This is a genomic window from Larkinella sp. C7, from assembly GCF_006149005.1.
Classification (GTDB): Bacteria; Bacteroidota; Bacteroidia; order Cytophagales; family Spirosomataceae; genus Larkinella.
This window is the reverse complement of the sequence record NZ_VBSL01000001.1, coordinates 142258-164767: the sequence shown is the minus strand read 5'-3', so window position 1 is coordinate 164767 and position 22510 is coordinate 142258. Positions and strand designations below refer to the sequence as shown.

At 52.1% G+C, this 22510-nt stretch carries 16 protein-coding genes and 1 pseudogene; 6 read left to right on the top strand and 11 right to left on the bottom strand.

Features of this window, described 5'->3' with window-relative positions; all coding sequences use genetic code 11:
- Window positions 1-2 precede the first annotated feature (2 nt).
- A complete protein-coding gene (locus FH871_RS00655; RefSeq protein ID WP_138989421.1) occupies window positions 3-1358 on the bottom strand; it encodes a methylmalonyl-CoA mutase family protein in 1356 nt (451 codons plus the stop codon).
- Between the two features lie 464 nt (window positions 1359-1822).
- Here FH871_RS00655 and dnaA point away from each other — a divergent pair, with 464 nt between their 5' ends.
- The 3 genes from dnaA to FH871_RS00640 all read left to right on the top strand — a co-directional run bounded on the left by dnaA (window position 1823) and on the right by FH871_RS00640 (window position 5271).
- Window positions 1823-3232: a chromosomal replication initiator protein DnaA gene (dnaA, locus tag FH871_RS00650; RefSeq protein WP_138990207.1), complete on the top strand. Its 1410-nt coding sequence runs from the start codon at window positions 1823-1825 to the stop codon at window positions 3230-3232.
- Between the two features lie 72 nt (window positions 3233-3304).
- On the top strand, window positions 3305-4264 hold the full coding sequence (locus tag FH871_RS00645; protein WP_138989420.1) for a GNAT family N-acetyltransferase: 960 nt from the start codon (window positions 3305-3307) through the stop codon (window positions 4262-4264).
- Window positions 4234-5271, top strand: coding sequence for a GNAT family N-acetyltransferase (locus FH871_RS00640; RefSeq protein ID WP_138989419.1), 1038 nt, complete (start codon window positions 4234-4236; stop codon window positions 5269-5271). The genes FH871_RS00645 and FH871_RS00640 overlap by 31 nt, the downstream gene beginning before the upstream one ends.
- Window positions 5272-5291: 20 nt before the next feature.
- Here FH871_RS00640 and FH871_RS00635 read toward each other — a convergent pair whose 3' ends face one another.
- The 3 genes from FH871_RS00635 to FH871_RS00625 form a co-directional block, all read right to left on the bottom strand.
- A complete protein-coding gene (locus FH871_RS00635; protein ID WP_138989418.1) occupies window positions 5292-6095 on the bottom strand; it encodes a DUF3108 domain-containing protein in 804 nt (267 codons plus the stop codon).
- A gap of 102 nt (window positions 6096-6197) precedes the next feature.
- Window positions 6198-7241 (bottom strand): aminopeptidase, encoded by a 1044-nt coding sequence (locus FH871_RS00630; RefSeq protein ID WP_138989417.1) that lies wholly within the window; start codon window positions 7239-7241, stop codon window positions 6198-6200.
- 28 nt (window positions 7242-7269) lie between these two features.
- A complete protein-coding gene (locus FH871_RS00625; protein WP_138989416.1) occupies window positions 7270-8289 on the bottom strand; it encodes a hypothetical protein in 1020 nt (339 codons plus the stop codon).
- Between the two features lie 246 nt (window positions 8290-8535).
- Between FH871_RS00625 and recA the strand changes: the two genes are divergently transcribed.
- On the top strand, window positions 8536-9606 hold the full coding sequence (recA, locus tag FH871_RS00620; protein ID WP_138989415.1) for a recombinase RecA: 1071 nt from the start codon (window positions 8536-8538) through the stop codon (window positions 9604-9606).
- A gap of 181 nt (window positions 9607-9787) precedes the next feature.
- On the opposite strand, the gene FH871_RS00615 is transcribed toward recA, so the two are convergent.
- The gene (locus FH871_RS00615) at window positions 9788-11074 is read right to left on the bottom strand and encodes a citrate synthase (RefSeq protein ID WP_138989414.1); all 1287 of its coding nucleotides are present in this window, start codon (window positions 11072-11074) and stop codon (window positions 9788-9790) included.
- A gap of 346 nt (window positions 11075-11420) precedes the next feature.
- On the opposite strand from FH871_RS00615, the gene FH871_RS00610 reads away from it, so the two are divergent.
- Entirely contained in the window at window positions 11421-12488 is a 1068-nt protein-coding gene (locus FH871_RS00610) for a DUF3500 domain-containing protein (protein WP_138989413.1), read from the top strand.
- Between the two features lie 43 nt (window positions 12489-12531).
- Here the strand turns inward: FH871_RS00610 and FH871_RS00605 are convergent, their stop codons facing one another.
- The 3 genes from FH871_RS00605 to FH871_RS00595 all read right to left on the bottom strand — a co-directional run bounded on the left by FH871_RS00605 (window position 12532) and on the right by FH871_RS00595 (window position 15314).
- Window positions 12532-12954: a hypothetical protein gene (locus FH871_RS00605; protein WP_138989412.1), complete on the bottom strand. Its 423-nt coding sequence runs from the start codon at window positions 12952-12954 to the stop codon at window positions 12532-12534.
- Window positions 12955-13053: 99 nt separating this feature from the next.
- On the bottom strand, window positions 13054-14217 hold the full coding sequence (locus FH871_RS00600) for an acyltransferase (RefSeq protein ID WP_138989411.1): 1164 nt from the start codon (window positions 14215-14217) through the stop codon (window positions 13054-13056).
- A gap of 203 nt (window positions 14218-14420) precedes the next feature.
- Window positions 14421-15314, bottom strand: a complete 894-nt coding sequence (locus tag FH871_RS00595) for a LysR substrate-binding domain-containing protein (protein ID WP_138989410.1) — start codon at window positions 15312-15314, stop codon at window positions 14421-14423.
- A 159-nt stretch (window positions 15315-15473) separates the two neighbouring features.
- On the opposite strand from FH871_RS00595, the gene FH871_RS00590 reads away from it, so the two are divergent.
- Window positions 15474-17114 (top strand): glycerol-3-phosphate dehydrogenase/oxidase, encoded by a 1641-nt coding sequence (locus tag FH871_RS00590; RefSeq protein ID WP_138989409.1) that lies wholly within the window; start codon window positions 15474-15476, stop codon window positions 17112-17114.
- 54 nt (window positions 17115-17168) lie between these two features.
- Here the strand turns inward: FH871_RS00590 and FH871_RS00585 are convergent, their stop codons facing one another.
- The 3 genes and pseudogenes from FH871_RS00585 to FH871_RS33725 form a co-directional block, all read right to left on the bottom strand.
- Window positions 17169-19988 carry a glycosyl hydrolase gene (locus tag FH871_RS00585; protein ID WP_138989408.1) on the bottom strand — a complete coding sequence of 940 codons (2820 nt, stop codon included), beginning with the start codon at window positions 19986-19988 and terminating at the stop codon, window positions 17169-17171.
- Between the two features lie 113 nt (window positions 19989-20101).
- Window positions 20102-21748 (bottom strand): beta-xylosidase, encoded by a 1647-nt coding sequence (locus FH871_RS00580; RefSeq protein WP_229317053.1) that lies wholly within the window; start codon window positions 21746-21748, stop codon window positions 20102-20104.
- Between the two features lie 309 nt (window positions 21749-22057).
- A pseudogene (locus tag FH871_RS33725) lies at window positions 22058-22507 on the bottom strand (polysaccharide deacetylase family protein); the annotation flags it as partial.
- Between the last annotated feature and the right edge of the window lie 3 nt (window positions 22508-22510).

Sequence of the window (22510 nt, the reverse complement as noted above, 5' to 3'; positions counted from 1 at the left end):
AATTACTCGAATTCTTGGGACAACCGGAAATCCGGGAAGGTTTTTTGAAGTCTTACCGGTTTGGCCACCCTTACTTCTCCATCGACCCGAAACTTCGTCACACCCACCAAAATCCGACCGTTCTTCACCGCTTCCACTTTGGCCTGATACGCTTTCTCCAGTTCGCCCGGAACAAAACCGCTTTCGGTTGCTTTCAACAAACCACCCCGGTTTTCGACGTCCAGAAACAATGCCCAGGCCGATTCGACCAGTTCGTTCGTCAGGGTTTCGAGGTAATACGAACCCGCCGAGGGGTCGAACGTTTTGTCCAGATGGGCTTCTTCTTTCAGCAAAATAGAAATGTTCCGGGCAATGCGGGTAGAAAATTCATCGGGTTCGCTGAAAACCGCATCGTAGGGATGAACAGTCAGCGCATCGCAGCCCCCGATGACGGCGGACATGGCTTCCGTCGTAGCCCGGAGCAGGTTGTTATAAGGGGTAGCCGTAGCGTCGTAGAAGGTGGAGGTTTGGGCGTGGATGAATACTGAATGATGAATATCGGATATCGAATAATGAAGTAACAAGCGTTGCCAGAGGATGCGGAGGGCGCGGAGTTTCGCGATTTCGGAGAAGTAACTCGTTCCGACCGAAACCGCGAAGGCGGTTTTGAAAATCAGTTGCTCCATCCTTAAACCGGCGTTGGTCAGGTGATCGAATACCTCCACCACCGAATTAAGCGTAAAGGCCAGTTCCTGCGGGGCTGTGGCACCGGCGTTGTGGAAAACCGTGCTGCCGACCGTGATGGTTCGAAAGTGGGGTGAATCCAGCGTTAGGCGCGTCGCTTCCGACATTTGCGCCAGAGCCGCGTCGGGATGGGTGCCAGACTGGAGGGAACGGGCCACCGGTTCGTCAAAAATACCGCCTTTCAGTTGATACGGCAGCATCTGCTTCAACGCCATCACCACGTTTTCCGACTGCCCATCGACGCGAAACCAAACCGGCGTGTCGCTCAGTTTCAGGCCATGCAGCAGCCGACTCCACTGAATTTTTTCGATTTTTGCCGCGGTCAAATCAAGAAGAAAACCGTCGGCTCCTTTGGTGAGACCCGTACGCAGAACCGTATTGGTCTCACTTTCCGTTTCAAACCGCACACCCGGAACATTCAGCCAGCCCAGCGACCGGCCCGTTCGCTGACTTTGCTGGTTGGTGGCAAGTGGCAGCTTCGCCAGGTCTTCGTTCGTATAAAACGGCTCCGTCTCCAGGCCGTCGGGTGTGAGCCGCTTCAGAGATTCAACCGGTTTCCCTTTCAGGTCGGCCACCACCTGCCGGGTCCACTCCGCTTTCGTCACGGGTGGAAAGAGCGATTTTATAGAAAACATAGTATCAAGGGCTGGAGGGTTTGATGGTTAAAAATGGTTGGGATAGTTAAAATGGTTGGAATGATTAAAATGGTTGGATGAATGATTTTTCGGGTAGAAAGGACGACCTTCACAAGCAGCCGTCAGCCATTTAACCATCAAACCGCTTTAACCATCAAACCGTTTTCAACCATTCATCCATCCAATCCATTCTTTTCCAAAGTTAGGTCTTTTCGGAGTAAAGCCACAGCGGAAGGCTTCACCGTTCATTGTTGGGTTGTATTATTTTGATAATCTATTTCAATGTATTGATAGATAAAAAATGGGGCTGTATTTTTATCCGACCGGAGTTTGGCAAGTCACCTTGTCTGCTCTATTTTTTTTCCTACTTTTGTCTCCCTTTTTTCACCCACCGGGCTGATTGTCTTGGACAATTTGGCTTTATGATTTGGTAAAATGAAACTGTGAACATATCCGTACCCGGCATACAGCGCGAAGCAGTGACGGTCTGGAACCGCTGCCTGCAGGTGATCCAGGAGAACATTCCCGACCAGAGTTTTCGGACCTGGTTCGAGCCGATTGTTCCCCTGCGCCTGAATGGGAGTGAACTGACCATCCAGGTACCCAGCCAGTTCTTCTACGAATGGCTGGAGGAAAACTATGTTCATCTACTGCGAAAAGCGCTCGACTTTGCCATCGGTCATCACGGGCAGTTGCAATATTCGATCATTGTCGACAAAGGCGACGAAGGCAGCAAACCGTTGACGGTCAACGTGCCGACGTCAAAATCGCCCCAGAATGCCAAACCGGATAACGTCGACGCCGATATTTTGAAGAGTCCATTCGAAATGAAAGACCTGGACTCGCTGCAACTGGATTCGTACCTGAATCCGGCCTATACATTTGATAACTTTATTGAAGGCGACTGCAACCGGCTGGGCCGCTCGGCGGGTTTCGCCATCGCCCAGAATCCGGGAACAACGGCCTTCAATCCGCTGATGATCTACGGCGGGGTGGGGTTGGGCAAAACCCACCTGGTGCAGGCCGTCGGCAATTATATCAAAAATAACAACCAGGATAAATTTGTCCTGTACGTGTCTTCCGAAAAGTTTACCACCCAGTTTATCAACTCCATCCGTACCGATTCGCTGCGGGATTTCATGGGTTTTTACATGCAGGTCGACGTGCTAATCATTGATGATGTGCAGTTTTGGGCGGGAAAAGAAAAAACCCAGGAGACGTTTTTCCATATTTTCAACCACCTGCACGGCGCCAAAAAGCAGATTATCATGACGTCTGACCGCGCCCCCCGCGACTTGCAGGGTATGCAGGACCGGCTTCAGTCGCGTTTCAAGCAGGGCCTGACAGCCGACCTGACCCAGCCGGATCTGGAAACGCGGACGGCCATTATTCAGAAAAAACTGCTGGGCGAAGGCATCTTTATCGAACATAACGTCATCGAGTACCTGGCGCACAGCATTAACACGAATGTCCGGGAACTGGAAGGCGTCATCGTGTCGCTGATGGCACAGGCGTCGCTCAACCGCCGGGAAATCGATCTGGATCTGGCCCGGAACACCCTGCGGAACCTCATCATCGACTCGGACAAGGAAGTAACCATCGATACCATTCAGGACGTGGTGGCCGATCACTTCAAGATTGCCGTTTCTGATCTGAAAAGCAAAAGCCGGAAGAAAGAAGCGGTTTTTCCGCGTCAGATTGCCATGTTTCTGGCCAAAGACCTGACGGAACTGTCGTTGAAATCGATTGGCTATCATTTCGGAGGACGTGACCACAGCACGGTTATTCACGCCATTCAAACGATCAGCGACATCACCAACACGAACCCGCAAATCCGCGAAACCGTCGAAAAGCTGAAGGGCTCGTTGAAATAAGTTAAAAGTGATGAGTTGGCTGACGCACGCAACTCATCACTTTTAACCCTTAACACCAAATTAAACACTCCTTTGGTCCGCCTGCTCTCCCGACAACACATCGACGATGCTGCGTATGATCGCTGTGTGGCTCTTTCCCCGCAGCGGCTGGTCTATGCCTTTTCGTGGTACCTGGATGTCGTTTCGCCCGGCTGGGAGTTGCTGGTAGAAGGTGATTATGAGCGAGTGATGCCGTTGCCTGTTCGCAATCGCTATGGCGTCAAGTCCGTTATTCAGCCTTTATTCTGCCACCAGCTTGGTGTTTTTTCGGCCAGAGAAACACCTGATGCTGCGGTTTTGTCCCGGTTTCTGGACGCTCTCCAACACCATATCCGCTACACCCCTTCCTATCAGTTGCATGCCGCTAACGCCCCGGCTTTGGCAGGTGAATCGGTACAGTTGATACCGATGACCAATCATGTTCTGCATCTCCAAAAACCATATGCAGCACTGGCCAAACGGTATTCCAAAGGCCAAAAGTATAATCTGAAACACGGTTTGCAACAGGAATGGACGTTTGTGGACACTTCTGATATCCAGCCGCTGATCGACTTGTTTCGGAAGTATAACACCGCTGGCATTGGCCGCGTTGCCCCCCAGGCCTATGATCAACTCCGGCAATTGGTTGCGGTTTTGCAAAACCGGCAGCAGGTAACCATCCGCGTGGCGATGCAAAACGGTCGGATCGAAGCGGGTTGTCTGCTGGTAACGGATGTCAACCGGATTATCCACCTTTTCTGTGCGGCCAGTCCGGAAGGGCGGAGGGGCAACGCCCGAACCGTTATTTTGGATCAATTCATTCGGGAATACGCCGGGCAGCCGCTCTGTTTTGATTTTGAAAGTCCCGAAGTTGAATCGCTGGCGGCTTTTAACCGGGGTTTCGGCGCCGAATCGGAACCGTATGTTCGACTGGTGAGCAACCAACTGCCGGATTCGGTGCGGTTCTTGCACCGGTTGAAGCAATGGCTGCAGCAAACGCTTTTCCCCCGATGACCGTCCGGTATCTCGATCGCGCCGACCTCGACGCGGTTCGCTGGGATGCTTGCGTTGCCGAATCGCCCCAACGGCTGATCTATGCGTTTTCGTGGTACCTGGATGCCCTGACCACGGGTGTTGGTGCTCCGCATTGGGGTGGCATCGTGGCCGAACAGGCCGGGCAGTATGTGGCCGTGATGCCGGTGGTTTACAAACAGAAATACGGAATTCGGTACGTCTACCAGCCCGATTACTGCCAGCAACTGGGAATTTTTAGCCGGGCCGGAATTGATTTGGCTTTATGGTCTTCCGAATTTTTCGATCAATTAAACCGGTCTTTTCGGTGGGTGGTTTCGTACCGCTTTAACGAAAAAAATGAAAATGACCTGCGATTTCCAACCGGTTTTTCCGTAATCAAGCGTAATAACCACGTTTTACCACTCAATAAGCCCTACGAAGAAATCTACCGGCAATATGCAACCGACCGGAAAACCAACCTCAACCGGGCGCGCAATGTGGGCTGGGTGGTGGAAGAAAAGCCGGACATGCGGCTGCTGATTCAACTGCATCGGGAACACAACGAAGAAAAGGCGGTTGGCGGTATTCAACTGGATTTGACGATCTACGACCGGTTTGTGAAAACCGTCGATCAGTTGAAAAACCGGGGACTGGCGCGCATCTGGCTGGCCCGGAAAGAAGGCGAAAAAAACGCCGAAGCAGGTGGCTTGTTTGTGCTGGATCGCAACCGGATTATTTATCTTTTCAACGGCGCATCACCGACCGGGCGGAAGCAACAGGCGCGGTTGTGGATGATCAATCAACTTATTGAGGAGTTTGCCGGACAACCTGTGGAATTTGATTTTGAAAGTCCGGCGGTGGGAGCGGAGTCGGTGAAGGCGTATTACCAGAGCTTTGGAGCCGAAAGCCGCCCCTACACCGAAATTTCCTACGACCATTTGCCCTGGTTCATTACCTACACCAGAGCTTTCGTTCGTACTATTCTTGAATGGAAAAACCGGCCTTGACGGACCGGTTCGCAGATATTTTACTGCTTAAAAAACTTCAGATCGTTTCGCAGACCGGAGTGCTTTTTCAGATCCATTTCCATGGAACCTACCCACAGTTCCACTTCGATTTTCACCGGAACTTTGTTGGCATCGTCCGACACCCAGATTCGAATCGCGTCCTCACCTTTAAACAATTTATTTTCCGGCAAAACCGGGTTGAGTTTGATGGCATTGATGTGACCAAACCGGGTTTTTACCACCTCCCGGCCCCGATACCGCACCTTCATATTGTAGACCTGATCGTCGAAAAAAGCGGGTACTTCGATGGTTTGATTCGTGTTGACCCGGCTAAAGTCGATGGTTCGTAAGTAATAATAGCCGCTAATGACGTCGTGGACGTTATCGGGCACTTTAAAAACATCCTTCTGGTTTTTTTCTTCGGCCCGAACGGTATTGGCAAAGTGATTGAAGGTGACGTTCTCTTCCTTGCGGTGGTTTCCCTCTTCGATGTGGGCAAAAAATTTCTGCGGCAGAATCGCCGTCGTATCGATGTACGACCGCCAGGTGTTGCGAATCCGGGTGACCAGGTCGAAGGCACCGACGGTTCGGCCATACACGTTGACGCGGTAGCAAGGCCGTTCGTTGACTTTATAAAGCGTCGGAGCCACATCGACAACCGCTTCCGCAGCGTTGAAAATGCCGTAATGGACTTTGTATTCCAGGTGCTCACCGGCCCCAAAACTGGAATTGGGTACGCGACGGTACGCATTTTCCGGTTTCAGCGCTACCTGCGACAGAGCCGCTGTGGTTAGGATGGATAGGATAAGGACTACTTTTTTCATGATCGCTTGACCCTTGGCCCCGCAAATGTCAGGATTAGAGATAGGTACTTCCAACTGGAAACGGGTGAACCGCCATAAAATATGGCTCAACCGTCATCAAACTTACAAGGACGGGTATGTCCTTTTTAAATACGCCAGATACTGACTAAAATTGCTTTTAAACTTCTCTTCAAATTCGCGCCGGAAGCGGTTCTGCTGCTGTCGGTAGGTTTTATAGCCTACGAAGTACGCGTTATTTGGCAAATTTTGCGGGTTAAACCGGCGCTTTTTAGGAACCGGCGCGCCCGCCAATGGCCTCGTTTCCAGGGTATCGACGGTTTCGACAATCTGATCGATCAACTGCCACTTCTTCTTCTCCCTGACCCTTTCGGGCGTTTGAGGGTTGTAAGTCGCATACAAACTATCGAGTTTCCGGGTGCCACGCAAAATATGTTCGTCGTATTTTTCGCCGTATTGTTTCGAATCCAGATAGCCAAGAGTCGCCGGTGCGTTGGCTCCGTATTTCTGGGTCAAAAATTTTAAAGCGCCATATTCACCGACAAAATCCGCGAGGTTTTCGTTGTATTCCAAATTATCTTTTACAAACAGCGTGCCATGCGTCAATTCGTGAATGATCAATTCGGCCAACTGTCCTTCCGATCGTTTCAGCATGGATGACAAAATAGGGTCACGGAAAAATCCTAACGTCGACCAGGCTGATACTTCATTTAAACGCGTATCGTAGCCCAGTTGTTTCAGTGCATCGCGTTCCCTGTCAGCGCGGTCGCGTTCAAAATAGCCTTTATACACAAACGTCCCGATGACCGGGAACTCCCATTCCTTCGCTACAAGCCGGTATTTTTCCGAAGCTACCACGACCCACAGAATCGGTTGCCCGTGCTGGTCGTAAAATGTCGTGTAGTTTTTGGAAGGATTAATGCCCAGAGAATCAACTGCATAACGCTTGATTTCCTGAATAAGTTCAATTTTCTGCTTTAACGAATCCGGAAACGACGCATCGGCCAGCACCTCCTCGACCGGTCGCGTGTGCCACAAAATCCGGAATTGCCCCTTCGCCTGCATCCAGCCATACCCGATCAGGTCGTGGTACCAGATTCCCAGCACAATACATACGCCCAAAAGGGCCAGCAGGATTTTACGAATCATAGACAAAAGTAGCAGACTCTCCTGGTTTTTAGTGCCGGAAGTTGATATAAACCCCCTCCGAATGCTCAAATTTTCCGTTTCCAAAGTCATAATGCGGCTCGAAACGGACGGTTACCGAAAGCCCATGGGCGATCGAAATATCTTTTAAAAAACGCAGCATCAACAGTTGTCGGTTGCGCTCCTCGTAGTTGCTGTTGTACCGGCGTGTTTCGCTCTGGTACAAATCCCCGCCCAATTCGGCCCGGTAGGCGTTTCCGCGCCAGTAGCTAACCAAAACCGTCAGCGGTTTGAGCTGGAGCGTCAGGTTGGGATAAAAAGCACCACCGGAGTAGGACTTTTCCGCATTTTCAGAATAGCCGACCACATAGGTGTCCAACCGGGCCGAGCGCAGAAAACCAGACGCTGCGTTCTGCCACGTCAAACGCAGACTGCCGGCCGTGTTCAAGGCCGTTCGCACGGGGAGCGGGCTGTTGATGTTTTGGCCGCCAGCGTGAAAAACCGTGAACTGGAGCGGCACGCTCAGCCGAAAATCGGGGGAATACAGCAGCGAAAACTCGGCCGAAATTCCGCCCCAGAACTGCTCCTGACGCGTGTAGCCGGGCCGGGTGTTCTGGAGGTAGCTGATCCAGCCGTCGAAGAAAGTGCGGTCGGTTTGGTGGTTGATTTGCAGGCCGTTCTCGATGCGCTGTTGCAGCAGCCGTTCAAAATTGTAGAGCGGCTCGATCAGGTTGTGACTTACTGAACCTTCCAACGTCCCAAAGAGGTAATTCCAGTTGTGGTGGCGAAATTTGACGGTGAACGTCGGCGCGATTTGCGTGATGCGTTCCTGGCCAAAATCGCTCCTGAAAAACACACCGGCTTCCAGTACTACGTTCGGCGCAGGCTGGTAGGCAATCCGGGGATTAAGCTGATAACCAAAGAGCGTATAACCGTCGGCGATGGGGCCGAAAAACTCATTATTCCGGACAAATCCCAAACCCGTGAAGCGAAAACTCAGTTTTTGGGTACTGTCGAGCCGAAAGCGCTGATCGAAGGGCCGGTTGTCCAACTGCGCGCTAACTGTATGGGATATAAAATATAAATACCATACAACTATAGTAGTAATCGTTCGGTTACACGGGGGTATTGCAGAAAAATGTTTAACCTGTGTTATCTTTTGTCGGGTTACCGAGCGTATACTACGCTTCATATATTTTGATTATTTTACAAACAGGGCTTGCAAATCTGGCTGCAAAATCGTAATTTTATAAGGCTAAACATACTAAAAATCATTTTTTGAGGAAAAACACATCACATGGCACAAGCAACCGCTAGTACGGCTACTGAGAACAAACTGAAAGCCCTGCAAACGACCATCGAAAAGTTGGACAAGGCCTATGGCAAGGGCACGGTCATGCGGCTGAGTGAAAGCAAAGTCGTTGATATTCCGGTCATTTCGACGGGCTCGCTGGGGTTGGACCTGGCGTTGGGAATCGGGGGTGTTCCACGGGGTCGGGTCGTTGAGATCTACGGGCCGGAGTCGTCGGGGAAAACCACGCTGACCCTGCACTGCATCGCCGAAGCTCAGAAAGCCGGTGGGCTGGCTGCGTTCATCGATGCCGAGCACGCGTTCGACCGCTCGTATGCTGAAAAATTAGGAATCGATACCAAAAACTTATTAATATCGCAACCCGACAACGGTGAACAGGCGCTCGAAATTGCCGAACACCTGATTAGTTCCGGGGCTATCGACATCATCGTTATCGACTCCGTGGCCGCGCTGGTTCCGAAAGCTGAACTGGAAGGTGACATGGGGGACAGCAAGATGGGTCTACAAGCCCGGTTGATGTCGCAGGCCTTGCGGAAACTGACAGGCGTGATCAACAAAACCGGTTGCTGCTGCATCTTTATCAACCAGCTGCGCGAAAAAATCGGGGTCATGTTTGGCAATCCCGAAACGACCACGGGTGGAAATGCCCTGAAATTCTACTCGTCGGTTCGGCTGGACATTCGCCGGATCGGACAGATCAAGGACGGCGATGAAATCATGGGGAACCGCACAAAAGTGAAGGTGGTCAAAAATAAACTGGCTGCTCCCTTCAAAGTGATCGAATTCGACATCATGTACGGACAGGGAATTTCGAAAGTCGGTGAAGTGCTGGACCTAGCGGTTGAACTGGAAATCGTGAAAAAATCCGGTTCCTGGTTCTCCTACGAAGGCAACCGGCTGTCACAGGGACGCGATGCCGTGAAAAATCTGTTATCCGACAACCCCGAATTGATGGCCGAACTGGAAGCTAAAATTCGGGCGATGGTGAATGCCAACGAAGATGCGCTGGTCGATCCTGTTGGCGCTGCTATTGAAGGTGACGAGACACTCGATTAAGAAGATACCGCCGGGAGCCGGTTTTGCGGCTTCATACCGGAAAATTTTCAGTATTGTTTGACAAATGAAGAGGTGGTTGGCCGTTGCTGACCACCTCTTTTTTGTGACTGGTGGAAAAGCAAAGAACCCCGCATACATACGGGGTTCCTGCAATAATATAATTAATTACCGTTCGTGAATTCTACCGATCGCCGATGGCTTTAAACTCGCGCAGCGTCGGGCCGGTATAAATCTGACGGGGACGGCCGATTGGCTCTTTCTGCGCCCGCATTTCAACGAATTGGGCGATCCAGCCGGGTAAACGGCCGATGGCGAACATCACCGTGAACATATTGGTCGGAATGCCAAGGGCGCGGTAAATAATTCCGGAATAAAAATCGACGTTAGGATACAGTTTCCGCGACACGAAATACTCGTCGTGGAGAGCCGCTTCTTCGAGCCCTTTGGCAATTTCCAGCACCGGATCGTTCACGCCGAGTTTACTCAGCACATCGTCGGCCGCTTTTTTGATGATACGCGCCCGGGGATCAAAATTCTTATAAACCCGGTGGCCGAAGCCGAAAAGCCGAAAACCAGTGGTTTTGGCATTTTTCGCCATGTCGACGTATTTCGCAACATCACCGCCATTGGCCTTAATTTCTTCCAGCATCTCGATCACTTCCTGATTGGCACCACCGTGGAGCGGCCCCCACAGGGCGTTGATACCAGCCGAAATCGAGGAATAAATATTGGCGCGTGACGAACCAACCAGCCGAACCGTCGAAGTCGAGCAGTTTTGTTCGTGATCCGCGTGAAGAATCAGCAATTTGTTCAATGCGCGGGAAACCACCGGATCAACCTGGTAGTCTTCCACCGGCAGCGCAAACATCATGTGCAGGAAATTCGAGCAATAGTCGAGCTGATTTTTTGGGTAATTGACCGGATGGCCCTGCGATTTTTTAAACGACCAGGTGGCAATCGTCGGCAGTTTGGCCAGCAGCCGGATGATGTGCATCTGCGTCTGATCCGGCGCTTTGTCGTCGTATGAATCCGGATAAAACGCACTCAGAGCGCTCACCAGGGACGACAATACGCCCATCGGGTGGGCATTATTGGGGAAACCCTCAAAAATTTTCCGCATGTCCTCATTTACCATCGTATGACGCCGGATGCTGTCTTCAAACTCGGCGTATTGCTGCTGAGTCGGCAAGTCACCGTAAATCAGGAGGTAAGCCACTTCCAGGAAACTGGCTTTGTCGGCAAGGTCTTCAATGGAATAGCCCCGGTACCGCAGAATGCCTTCTTCACCATCCAGGAAAGTGATCGCGCTCTGGGTCGCACCGGTATTTTTGTATCCTTTGTCTAACGTAACATAACCCGTTTGGTCGCGGAGATTAGAAATGTCGATGGCTTTTTCTTGTTCGCTACCAACAACGATTGGAAATTGGTAGGTTTTACCATCAACAGACAGTTCGGCAGTGTTTGACATACGTATTTGGGGTAGAGTAAATCGGTTATGGTAAACTTAATCGTTCAGGTTGGCTATCTATCCTCCATAGTGACGACCCTGCGCAACGAATGGACAACGCCGGGCGAGGAGTCGCCGGGCGAAATTAGCCAAAAACCACTAACGACAAGTGATTACTTTGGTAAAAACGCAAGGATTCTGCAAAATCTACTTGTTTAACCCGAAATGGATGCCAATAGTTGCGACTATAATTGGATGAAGTCATCATTTTTGACCGCCAGCCCCACCCTCCGGAAAATCCCGATCGGCGGAATCCGATTAGTAAGTTCGTGGAAGATATTCTAATTTTAGGTTCAAACCGCTGGCGATGAAAAAAAATCTTATCCTCCTGTTACTCTGCGGATTCCTGACTCCGTTTACATGGGCCCAGTCGACCAAAACACTGATCGAAACGACCTCGCAATTTCTCAGCACGCTTGATGCCGGAGAGTTGCAAAAAACGCAGTTTGCCTTTGCCGACAGTCTTCGAAAAAAATGGACCAACCTGCCGGTGGGCCTGGTGCCCCGGCCTGGTATTGCCTACGGAACCTTATCCGACCAGAGCCGTCTGGCTTTTCACCGGGTTTTGTCGGCGATGCTGAGCTCGCAGGGCTACCTGAAAACGACGAGTATCATGCAGTTGGACGACATTCTGAATACCCTCTACCAACAGGCATTCGATCAGGGCAAGATCGACCAGAAAACGCTCACCATGGTCCAGAACCTAAAGTGGTCACACGGTAATTACTACATTTCGGTCTGGGGAAAACCGCAGACTACCGAACCCTGGGGGCTCAATTTTGGCGGACACCACCTGGCGCTCAGTCTTACCGCCGACGGCCAGCAGGTGTCGATGTCGCCCTATTTTATCGGTACTGATCCATCGGAGGTAAAATCCGCCAAATATGCAGGACTACGCGTGTTGAGCAAGGAGGAGGATTATGGATTTATGCTCATCAACGCGCTGACCGACAAGCAGAAAGCCCTTGCTACCCTCAGGCAGGACGTACCGAAAGACATCATAACCAGTCCGCAGGGCAGCCAGCGCATTACGCAGTATTACGGCATTTCCGCCCGGCAATTCGATGAGGGACAAAAGGCGTTGCTGACGCTGCTGATTCAGGAGTATACCCACAATTTCGAACACTGGAAAGCCCACCAGCTTTTCAATAAAATCGTAAAGTCGGGCATCGACAAGGTTTATTTTGCCTGGATTGGTAGCCACGAAAACAACAAACCGCATTATTACATCATCAATGGCCCCGATTTTCTGATCGAATACGATAATGTTGGTTTTCAGAATGATGGCAACCACATCCACGCCATTCTACGGGAAAAAGGGAACGACTTCGGCGAAGATATGCTGAAGCAGCACTACCTGGAAAGCCACAAATAACCGGCCTGAATCTATCGAAAACCGTTGTGATAAATCGATCCTTTTACCGCCGGTTTTTAGGCGTTTTCGTCGTTAAAACATCGTACGACGTTTTTCCGAAGATAATTGCCAGAATCACGGGAAGCAGAACCGCACCAGTTTTAAAGCCTGAACCCATCAATTGGTAGGTACCGGTCGAAAACCGGGTATAGGTTTGAAAAATCGCAAACAGACAGACCACAAACAATGTGACGGCCAGCACTGTCGCCAGCGTACCGCTCAGGGCCCGGCTGATGAGGAAGCTGAGCAGCAAGGCCACCAAAACCGTGACCGCTACGGTGGCCATCGCTTTGGGCAGCGTTTCAAGGTAATCATGGTCGTACCAGAAAATACTGATCTGGCCAATCAAATTCGGATGGGCCAGCAGCCAGGCATCGACGATAACTAATACAAACAGGACGAGGTAATAAAACTGGTTGTTGCGCATTGGAGAGCAAAAGGTGATGAAAGCCCAATCTTCGGGAGTTTTTACGAATAAAAAAAGCCTCAAAAGAGGCTTCCGGATAGAAAGAATCCCGCGACCGTCTCAGGATAACGCTGCCGCGTTGTCTTTTTGTGTATGAACACCGGCTACGGGGGGCGTTTCGTAGAGAATAATTTCAGATTGCGTTTTTCCGGGGGCAGCGGTTTTTGGGCGGCTGGTCATGAGCCAGCTTAAAAGCGGTTTTTCGACCCGGTGGTGCATCTGCCAACTGAACCAGGCCAGGAAGCCGACCAGCAGGACGTTCGCTGGCACCACGTAGTTTGAAAAGCCCAGGATCATCAAAGCTTGCGTAAGCATCATAATGGCGGGTATGTGAATGAGATACAGGAGGTAGGAAGCGTCGCCCAATTTTAAGAGCCATCCCGGATAGGAGAAAGAACCGGTTAATTCACAGCGGACCAGACCCAGCAAAATAACGGTGGCGGGCACACCAAAGCCCCAGATTCTCAATCCAATTTCAGAAGGGTCAATCCACTCGCCAGCCAGGAAGAACAGAAAGACGGAAAGGGCTAGTAACGCCGGGTGAATGGTGAAGGCATACCGGCGGGCAAGAAAGTAAGCGGCAATGCCGAAACAAAACTCCAGATTAAATGGGCTCAGCAGAAACGAGTGAAAACCGAATTCGAACAAAACAGGCAGTCCGGCCACGCTGGCCAGACTGTTGAGTAGCGTAGCAGCCGCCAGGGCAATCGGGATGATCAGGAAGTAACTGGAAGCAATCACCAAACCGAACAACATGTAAAAATAAAGTTCGTAGCTCAAGGTCCAGGTTACCGGTAACAGGCTGTCGTGCGTGGGGAAGAGCGTTACCGCTTTTACAATTCCGGCGGGGTTGAAGGAGTACGAAAGCCATTGTAACGAGGGCGCAAATGCTTTAAGCCAGAGGGATAAAATACCGGCCAGCAGCAGTACCAGCCAGTAGATGGCATAAATACGCCCAAAACGTTTTTTTAAATAAAATAGCAACTGATGCGGTCGATTTATTTTCGAGAGGCTGGTGTGGGTGATGATAAAACCGCTGATCACGAAAAACAAATCGACACCACCAAAACCGGCTTTGAAACAACGCAAAAAGGGGGAATAAATCGCGACATCTTCCATTTTCATCGATACGTGGAAGAGCGTGACCAGGAGGGCCGCCAGGGCGCGCAAAGCCTGGATGGATGCAAACGATTTTGGTAAACGGATGGTAGAACAGAGGGGCATGAAAAGGAAATGTTGGTTACACGTTTCGAGTTGAAAGGCCCCTGCATTTCCCGTTCATGAGTATAGGCTATCTTATCAGGTTACATGCATAAGGTTACTATTAAGATGATGATATGTCCAAATGGTAACATAGTAAGTGTAAATAAAAAATAACGTGTTGATTTTGTGTGTATTAAAGAGGGTGTCAACAGCTTGGTTTCTGCTTACGAGGTATAATACCGCCGGGCAAATGTCATAAAACCAGCGGCTAACCCTTCTGGTAAGCCCTGCAAATGGACGAAACTGAACGTTCGGGGCAGGCGAAAATCCTTGATGGTGACAATTTTGAGCACTCCGCTCTTGACTTCTTTTTCGATGGCGCGTGAAGACAGAATGGACAGGCAATTGGCGTGTTCCAGAAACGATTTGATGCTTTCCGAACTGCCCAGGTGCATGACCACCGTTAGCGCAGAAGGCCGGATGCCCCGCGCCTGGAGTGCCGTTTCCAGCACTTCGAGCGTACCGGAACCCCGTTCGCGCAACACCATCGGAATGGCGCTCAGTTCTTCCAGCGAGATTTCCTTCAGACGGCTGTAGCGGCTGTTGCTGTGCACGACGGCCACCAGTTCGTCTTCCAGAAAATCGTGGTATTTCAACCCGGCATGGTGTTTTTTGCCTTCCACAATGCCCAAATCGATCTCTTTGGCCGAAACCGCGTGTTCGATCATCTCGGTATTGCCGGTTTGCAAACTGAGCTGGATGGTTGGATACCGTTCGTAATAGGAAGCCAGGAGGGGAGAAATCAGGTATTGAGCAATGGTGGTACTGGCACCCAGCCGTAGACTGCCTTTCAGGTCATTTTTAAAAGTATTGAGCTCAAAAAGGGCTTCCTGATACAGATCAAAGATTTGCCCGGCATACCGGAACAACACCTCGCCGGGGGGCGTCAGCACAATGGTATTGCCTTTCCGGTCAAAAAGCCGCAGGCCGAGCATATCTTCCAGGGCCTTCACGTGTTTGGTAACGGCGGGCTGGGTGATGAACAACTCCGATGAGGCTTTGGTGAAACTGTGGTGACGGGCAACGCTGTAGAATACCCTCAGCCGAAAATCTTCCATTTGAACAATAAATAAGCTATAGTTATAACCAAAGGTAATGGGAAGTCCAGATATTAAATAGTTATTTCGCAGAGTTACGCAAAGACTTGCAACGTTAAGCGGAGACTCTGCTTACCTTTGTTGCTCTCCGCTAAACTCTGCGAAATAATTAACAGTCCTATGCAGCGTACCGACCATCTCAAAGAAGCCGAAAATCAGGAATTCGACATTTGCATCATTGGCGGAGGAGCCACCGGCGCCGGGTGTCTGCTCGATGCCCAAAGCCGGGGTCTGAAGGCCATTCTCATCGAGAAGCATGATTTTGCTTCCGAAACCTCCAGTAAATCGACCAAACTGATTCACGGCGGGGTGCGGTATCTGGAACAGGCTGTCAAACAGGCCGATCTGAACCAGTATCACATGGTGAAAAAAGCCCTGCGCGAACGCCTGACGCTCATCCGGAACGCTCCGCATCTGGCGCACCCGCTGGCATTGCTGACGCCCTGCATGAGCTGGATGGAAGGCATCTACTACACCGCCGGACTGAAAATGTACGACACGCTTTCCGGCGACCTGAGCATCGGGAAAAGCGAGTGGCTCAACAAGGAAGAAGCCCTGAAACGCAACCCCTCGCTCACCCATAAAATTCACAGCGCGGTGTTGTATTACGACGGTCAGTTGAACGATGCGCGTTACAACATGTCGCTGGTCAAAACCGCCATGCAATACGGCGCCGTGGCCCTCAACCACGCCGAAGCCCGCACCTTTGAGAAGGACGCGGCCGGTCAACTGGTGGTTTTGTATGTGCGGGATTCGCTGACGGGGCGGTTGTTGCGGGTGCGGGCCAAACGGTTTATCAACGCCACCGGCCCGTTTGCCGACCGCATCCGACTGCTGGCGAACCCCGAAATGGGCATTCGGATGCGGGTCAGCAAGGGTGTACACATCATTGTGCCGGGCGAGTTGATGCCATCGGATGCTGCCATTCTGGTGCCGAAAACCGACGACGGACGTGTGGTTTTCATCATTCCCTACAACGGAAAACTGATGATTGGGACGACCGAAACCGAGTCGGAACTGGGCGAAACGGAGCCGGTGGTCGAGCGGGCGGAAGTCGATTACCTGATCAGTTACGTCAACCGGTATTTTGAAAAACCGATCACTGCCGATCAGGTCATTGCCGGTTTTGCCGGATTGCGACCCTTGTTACAGGCCGACCCCAACGCCGATACCAAGCAACTGGTGCGCGATCACGAGGTGGAAGTGGATCCGGCGTCGGGTCTCGTCAGCATTCTCGGTGGCAAATGGACAACGTATCGACTCATGGCGAAAGACACCATCGACAAGTTCTACGAATTGCAGCAATGGCCCGAACAACCCTGCGTTACGGATCACATCAAACTGGTGGGGGCCGAAGGCTACGCGGATGATTTCTGGAAAGTGCTGGTCAATAAATATGCCGTTCCGGAAACCATTGCCAGACACCTGAACCGGCAGTACGGCACCGAAAGTCTGGAAATTGCCCAGCTTATGCACGACCGGCCCGACTGGGCCGAGCGGCTTTCAGATCGTTTGCCACACACCAAAGCCGAAGTGGTTTTTGTGGTACGGGCCGAAATGGCGCAAACCCTCAAGGACGTGCTGGCCCGGCGGTTTGGGCTGGAACTCACCGACTGGGAATCTACCGACCAGATTTCCGAAACCGTCGCCGACCTCATGGCCGCCGAATTGGGCTGGACCGAGGACGAGCGCCGGAAAGCCGTGGCCGACTACCATGCCGAGATCGACTGGTTTCGGAAATCGGCGGGGCTGGTGCTTTAATTTAAATTGGATAAACGAGTGGTCTGGCCCGTAGTTTCGGGGAAATGATCAATCCTATTTCCCCGAAACTACGGGTGTCAACATCACCGGACCGAGCAAACCGGACGCCAGCGGTTTCCATTTTTCGGCGGTAAAATTTCCGTCCGCACCCCGGTTTTCGCGCAGCCGGGCCGACATGTTGATGTTGTAAAATTTCTTCCAGTTTACGTGTTCCCGGTCCATATCGGCAATCCGGTTGGCCATGCTGTTCGACACAAAAACCGTCAGCGTGTTGGTCGGTTTCAGTTGGTCTTTGGGAATAAAAAGCTGATACGTCGGCCCGATCAACGTTCCGATTTCTTTGCCATTGAGCTGGATGCGGGCACTTTCGGCCACTTTCCCCAGATCGAGCAGCCAGCCGTCACCGGTTCCTTCCGGTTTCGGGAAAGAAATCGTGTAGGTGGCGGTTCCCGAAAACTTTTTCACATCATCGCCCTCTAGTTCCGTCCATGAATCCAGTTGATCGGTTTCTTTTTTGGTCGGCAACTGCGGCCCTCCATCAACGAAGTTGATCGTCCAGGTTCCCTTGATTTCAGTCCCGGCGGCTGACGGTTTCAAATACGCATACGCCGGACCATTGACGGCCGTTCGCGACGTTTCCAGAAGGCAGGACTCGCCGGGTGCCAGTTGCAGATATACCTCCCCAACCCCGCCGGTCGTCCGAAACCGGGCCATGCCCAGTTTCTCCGTCATCGGGTTATACAACGCCACCGACTTCGCAGCTACGCTGATTGGCACCCAGCCGTCTACAGCTTTGTTGCCCCAGTTGGCGATGAAATAATAATGACCGGTTGCGTGGCTCCGGCGCACCACCTGAAGCCCGGTATCGACCATTTTCTCGCGCCTGACACCCGCTGCTGTCAGCATAGCCTCCAGATCATTCGCCACCCAGAAAGCGCCTTTCCCGACCCGGGCTTTCTGCAAGCCATCCTCAGCGTCTTCGAAGTTAATCGACGTAATCAGTGCATTGAACGCGTTCTGGCGAATGGCCAGTTTGCCCCAACCGGGAACATCCTGCGGCAGTTCGTTGGCAAAAACCACCTTCGCCCCACTTTGCGCCAGCTTCATCAACTGCTGAAGCGTCTCCAGCGGAATCAGTTGCGCTTCGGGTACCAGAATCGTCTGATAGGTTACACCGCCCGTTTGCAATTTCCCGCCGATGGCTGTCACCTTCATGAGTTGTTTGTCCGATATAAAGTCAAAACCGTAGCCTTTTTTCAGGAGAGCCTCGGCGTGTTTCTCCACCGGCAAACCTTTGAATCCGTGTTCGATGCCGTCGAAATGTTGCAGCAGGTCCCGGGCGGGGCGGGCAAAGGCATCGTAGATCGGCAGGTAGACCAGTACATCGTTGTTCGGTTTTCCAGCTTGCAGAAACGACTGACAACGAGCTACATACTGATTCAGCTTCCCAAAATCCGTCCAGAAGGAATTGTTGGGATTGAAATGCACGGCGGCATAAAACAGCCAGCCGGGCCAGGCAGCCTCCTGCGGAGAATAGTTGGTGCCGTGGTAAAACGTGTGGTTCACCCCGCCGAGCAGAAACCGGTCCATGTCTTTTTTGATGTCGCTCAGCTTCGACAGGAAATGTTCGTTATCCCAGGTCGCCGACTCCGACGAGGTCAGTTTTTTGCCCGTCACGTTAGCCGCCGACGAAGCAAATTTGATGCGCAGCATCTCCGTGCCTTCAATTTCGGGAATGTCGGTGATGGCATACAAATCCAGAATGTTCGCGGGCGAACCGTGCGCCTGGTTCCGGATAATCTTGCCTTTCCCTTTGGCCCAATCACTCCAGGTTTTCGTGTAATTTTCGAGCAGCAGTTCCGAAATGGTTTCCCGGTAATCGGTCAGCACGCGCTGATAACGGTCATTTTTGCCTTTTGCAAAGAACGACACCAGTTGGTGCCGCAGGTCGTAGCCGCGCCGTTTCACAAACTCATTGAACAGGGCCGGGGTCCAGTTGCTTTCGCCCTGGGCGTCGTCCACCTCATACGAATCGTTGAAAAACGCCCGGATGTTTTTCTGGTCGTGCCCTTTAAAAGCCGTATCGAATTTTTTGAGGTAATTCTGCGTGGCGGTTTTGGAAAAGTGATCGATGACGTCACCCTCGCCCCCCGGTCCGGCCCGCTCCACCATCTTGCCGTGCCAGCCCTGAAAAACCGCATACAGAATCCAGGTGCCCTCCGGTGCAGTCCAGTTCAGTTTTCCCGTACTGTCGACGCTCGTGGTCAGGTTGATGACCCTGCCGTTGTCCGAATACGCCATCATCGTGACCAGCGGTAGCGGTTTTTCAAACCGCACCTGATCGAACGCATGACGTTGCAGGTTCGGATTTTTTGCAATCGGTTCGACTACTTCTTTGATGTCAATCTTCTCGCCCACCGTCCGCATGATCGGCTTCTGGATGTAAGTGACGGGCTCATTAAGGGTTTCGCCACTTTTCAGGGTGAACGTCTTGTGAACGACGTACTTACAGGCATCTTCCGGCGTCACCCAAGGGCCTCCAAACGGCCAGCCCGACGCTTGGGCCAGATCGACGCCCAGGCCAATCCGGTTGGCTTCTTTCAGGGTATGATCCAGCATTGACATCCACTTCGGCGACAAAAAGTCGATGAACTGTTTTTCCTCGCCTTTGACCCCGTAAATGGGGGTAATTTCGACTCCGCCCAACCCGGCTTTCTGGTATTGGGTCATCAGGCTCGTCAGGTCTTTCGGGTTCACCGCGCTCCCCATCCACCACCAGCGGGTCCAGGGTTTGGCCTGTTGCGTGATGGCTGGCCAGCGGGGTTGGGCAAGTAAGGCGTTGCTGAGGAGAAGTAAAAAAAGTAATTTTTTCATGTGTTTTGAGAGTAAGAGCTATTACACAGAGTTAATCAGAGGACATCAGGGTTTAACAGAGAAAACTTTGATAAACGCTGATGTCCTCTGATTAACTCTGTGTAATAGCCACTTCACCACGTCAGTTTATACAACGAAATCCCCTGCCTCGGCAGGTCGGTTTTCAGCCGGAGGGTGCCGTTGGTAACCGCCACCTGCGCGGGCGCTTCAAATTGGGCCAGCTTTCCGGCTTTTTCCAGCGTCGCAATTTGTTCCGCCGTCGGTTGCTTTGGCGAACCCATTTTTAGCCAGACCGCGTAGGAATTGCTGTGATTTTCGTCGATCCGGTACTGCGTCACCGTCACCTGTTGGGCCGGTAAGCCTTTGATAGCCAGATCGACCGGCGAAGCGGCCGCCGGAACGTTGTCGTCGTGGTAGTTCCAGACCATCACAGCCGCGGTATTGGAAGCCGTATCGCGGGTTGCCAGGGCGTTAACGTCTGGTTCGGCCCGCCGAACGCTGGAGTCGCGGATTGCCATCGTGTGGTAGGCCATGTTACCGGTAACGTCTACCCGGTTTCCGCGCATCATGCCGTACATCCGAAATACGTTCAGCACCGGTTTGTCGACGCCATTGGTCGCCAGATCGCGAAAACCGTAGAACCAGGGCTGGTCTTCAAATTCAAACGACCAGGAAACCGCGCCTTTGAAGTTCACCCGATGCGCATCCGCCAGTTCGTATTTCCGGGCAAACGCGGCCGCCGTATAGCTCGAATACATCGTACCATTGCGGTAGGCGTTCTCCGGGTTGGTTTGCATTCCACAAGCCGCGCAGCCTTCCGGGTCGGACTCGCCAATGATGATGGGCAGTTTGCTGAATTCAGGATACGAAGCCACGATCTGAAAACCGCTGGAAATGTCGCGCAATTGCGTTCCCAGATTCATCCGAACGTGGCCATCGACCAGTTTGGGCGACCCTTTCGCGTGAAAAGCCACAAAATCGAGGGGCGTACCGGTTTTGCCGGTGACGTAATTTTTGCCGCTCCGGCAATGCTCCAGGAAGGCTTTCAGGAAAGTCGCGCCCCGTTTCCCCTGCGGCCCCGTGACGTGCGGACCGCCGACTTTGGCCGTGGGCAAGGCCCGCCGAACGGCGTCTACAGAATAGTCATACAGTTTGTTGTAGTCATCGACCGTGCCGCCCCAGTACGGACTGTCGGGCTCGTTCCAGAGTTCCCAATACCAGCTTTCGACTTCTTTTTTGCCGTAGCGCTTCACCGAATGTCGGACCCACTGGTAGATCAACTCGGCCCATTTCCGGTAATCTTTCGGTGGATACCGCCAGCCGGTGTAAATCTTTTCGTAGGGTTGTCCGGGTTGCCAGTCATGACCGTATGGTTGCGGTTGGGAGGATAACGCTTCCGGCATGAACCCCATCTGCGCCATCGGTTTCATTTTCCGCTCGACGTACGTATCGAAAATCTTGTCAACAATCGTCCAGTCATACACCGGTTTCCCTTTGGCATCTTCCGTGTAGGCGTTGGTCGAACCCCATTTCAGAGCTGGTTTTCCGTCGCCGGTCACCAGCAGGCTGTGCGCCCGGACATACACCGGAACCGGACTCAGTTCGGCCAGTTCAGACAGCAGTTTTTTGCCGTCTTTCATGTACGTATAATTCGGCTCGTCGTAGCCAAACCACGCCCAGACGGGCTCCATTTTGCCTTTTTTCTTATTCAGATCCACCTGAATCGAAACCGGGGGCGGGGGCGTCGGAATGATCCGCAGGGCCTCTTTGTAATCGACGTATTGCGCCAGATCCCGCAGCGCAATGACCTTGTAGTCGTTGTCGTGCAGGTATTTCAGATAGGCTTCAAAAATAGCCGGGGGCGTGGTCACCCAATCGTGCGCGTAGTCGGGAACACCGTGGATCGTCAGCACGACAACCTTGCCGTTTTTTGCTTCCTGAAAGGCCTTGAAAATCCGCTCTTTGTCGAAATTATTGGGTTCGGTGGTGCTGAAACTCGGAATCAGGTACGGATAATCAGTCGTCGGATCATAGGCCCGCGCCCCGCCAACCCGCGCAAACTGGTAGTTTTTTTCTTTCAGAACCTCAAACGCAAGTGGGTTGGTGCCGTAGCCGGGATACGCAAATGTGGTGAGCGGCCGGTCGATGCCATGCGTTTTGCAGCGCGCTTCGAGGGAATCGAGCTGCGCCGTAAACTGTGCTTTCGACAGTTTGGCCACGTTGCTGTGCGTCAGCGTATGATTGGCAATTTCGAATCCCATGCGGTCCAGTTCCCGCATCTGCTCCCAGCTCATGTATTTCTGCTTGTCGGCAAAGTCGGGCGGGAATTCGCAAACGTAAAATGTGCCGCCAAACCCGTATTTCTTCAGCAACGGAGCCACCACCGTCGCATGGGTAACGGGGGCATCGTCAAACGTCAAAACCACGAGTTTGTCCGGAATTGGTTTGCGAACAATTTGGGCTTCAACTCCAGTCAAGAAACTGATGATCAGAAAAATGACAATGCCGATTCGTTTCATCTG

What these genes read in the sequence shown, in the direction of transcription:
- FH871_RS00655 (WP_138989421.1), bottom strand. Translation starts at nt 1,358, where the DNA reads ATGTTTTCTATAAAATCGCTCTTTCCACCCGTGACGAAAGCGGAGTGG.
- FH871_RS00590 (WP_138989409.1), top strand. Translation starts at nt 15,474, where the DNA reads ATGCAGCGTACCGACCATCTCAAAGAAGCCGAAAATCAGGAATTCGAC.
- FH871_RS00635 (WP_138989418.1), bottom strand. Translation starts at nt 6,095, where the DNA reads ATGAAAAAAGTAGTCCTTATCCTATCCATCCTAACCACAGCGGCTCTG.
- FH871_RS00640 (WP_138989419.1), top strand. Translation starts at nt 4,234, where the DNA reads ATGGCTGCAGCAAACGCTTTTCCCCCGATGACCGTCCGGTATCTCGAT.
- FH871_RS00600 (WP_138989411.1), bottom strand. Translation starts at nt 14,217, where the DNA reads ATGCCCCTCTGTTCTACCATCCGTTTACCAAAATCGTTTGCATCCATC.
- FH871_RS00630 (WP_138989417.1), bottom strand. Translation starts at nt 7,241, where the DNA reads ATGATTCGTAAAATCCTGCTGGCCCTTTTGGGCGTATGTATTGTGCTG.
- recA (WP_138989415.1), top strand. Translation starts at nt 8,536, where the DNA reads ATGGCACAAGCAACCGCTAGTACGGCTACTGAGAACAAACTGAAAGCC.
- FH871_RS00615 (WP_138989414.1), bottom strand. Translation starts at nt 11,074, where the DNA reads ATGTCAAACACTGCCGAACTGTCTGTTGATGGTAAAACCTACCAATTT.
- FH871_RS00585 (WP_138989408.1), bottom strand. Translation starts at nt 19,988, where the DNA reads ATGAAAAAATTACTTTTTTTACTTCTCCTCAGCAACGCCTTACTTGCC.
- FH871_RS00595 (WP_138989410.1), bottom strand. Translation starts at nt 15,314, where the DNA reads ATGGAAGATTTTCGGCTGAGGGTATTCTACAGCGTTGCCCGTCACCAC.
- FH871_RS00605 (WP_138989412.1), bottom strand. Translation starts at nt 12,954, where the DNA reads ATGCGCAACAACCAGTTTTATTACCTCGTCCTGTTTGTATTAGTTATC.
- FH871_RS00610 (WP_138989413.1), top strand. Translation starts at nt 11,421, where the DNA reads ATGAAAAAAAATCTTATCCTCCTGTTACTCTGCGGATTCCTGACTCCG.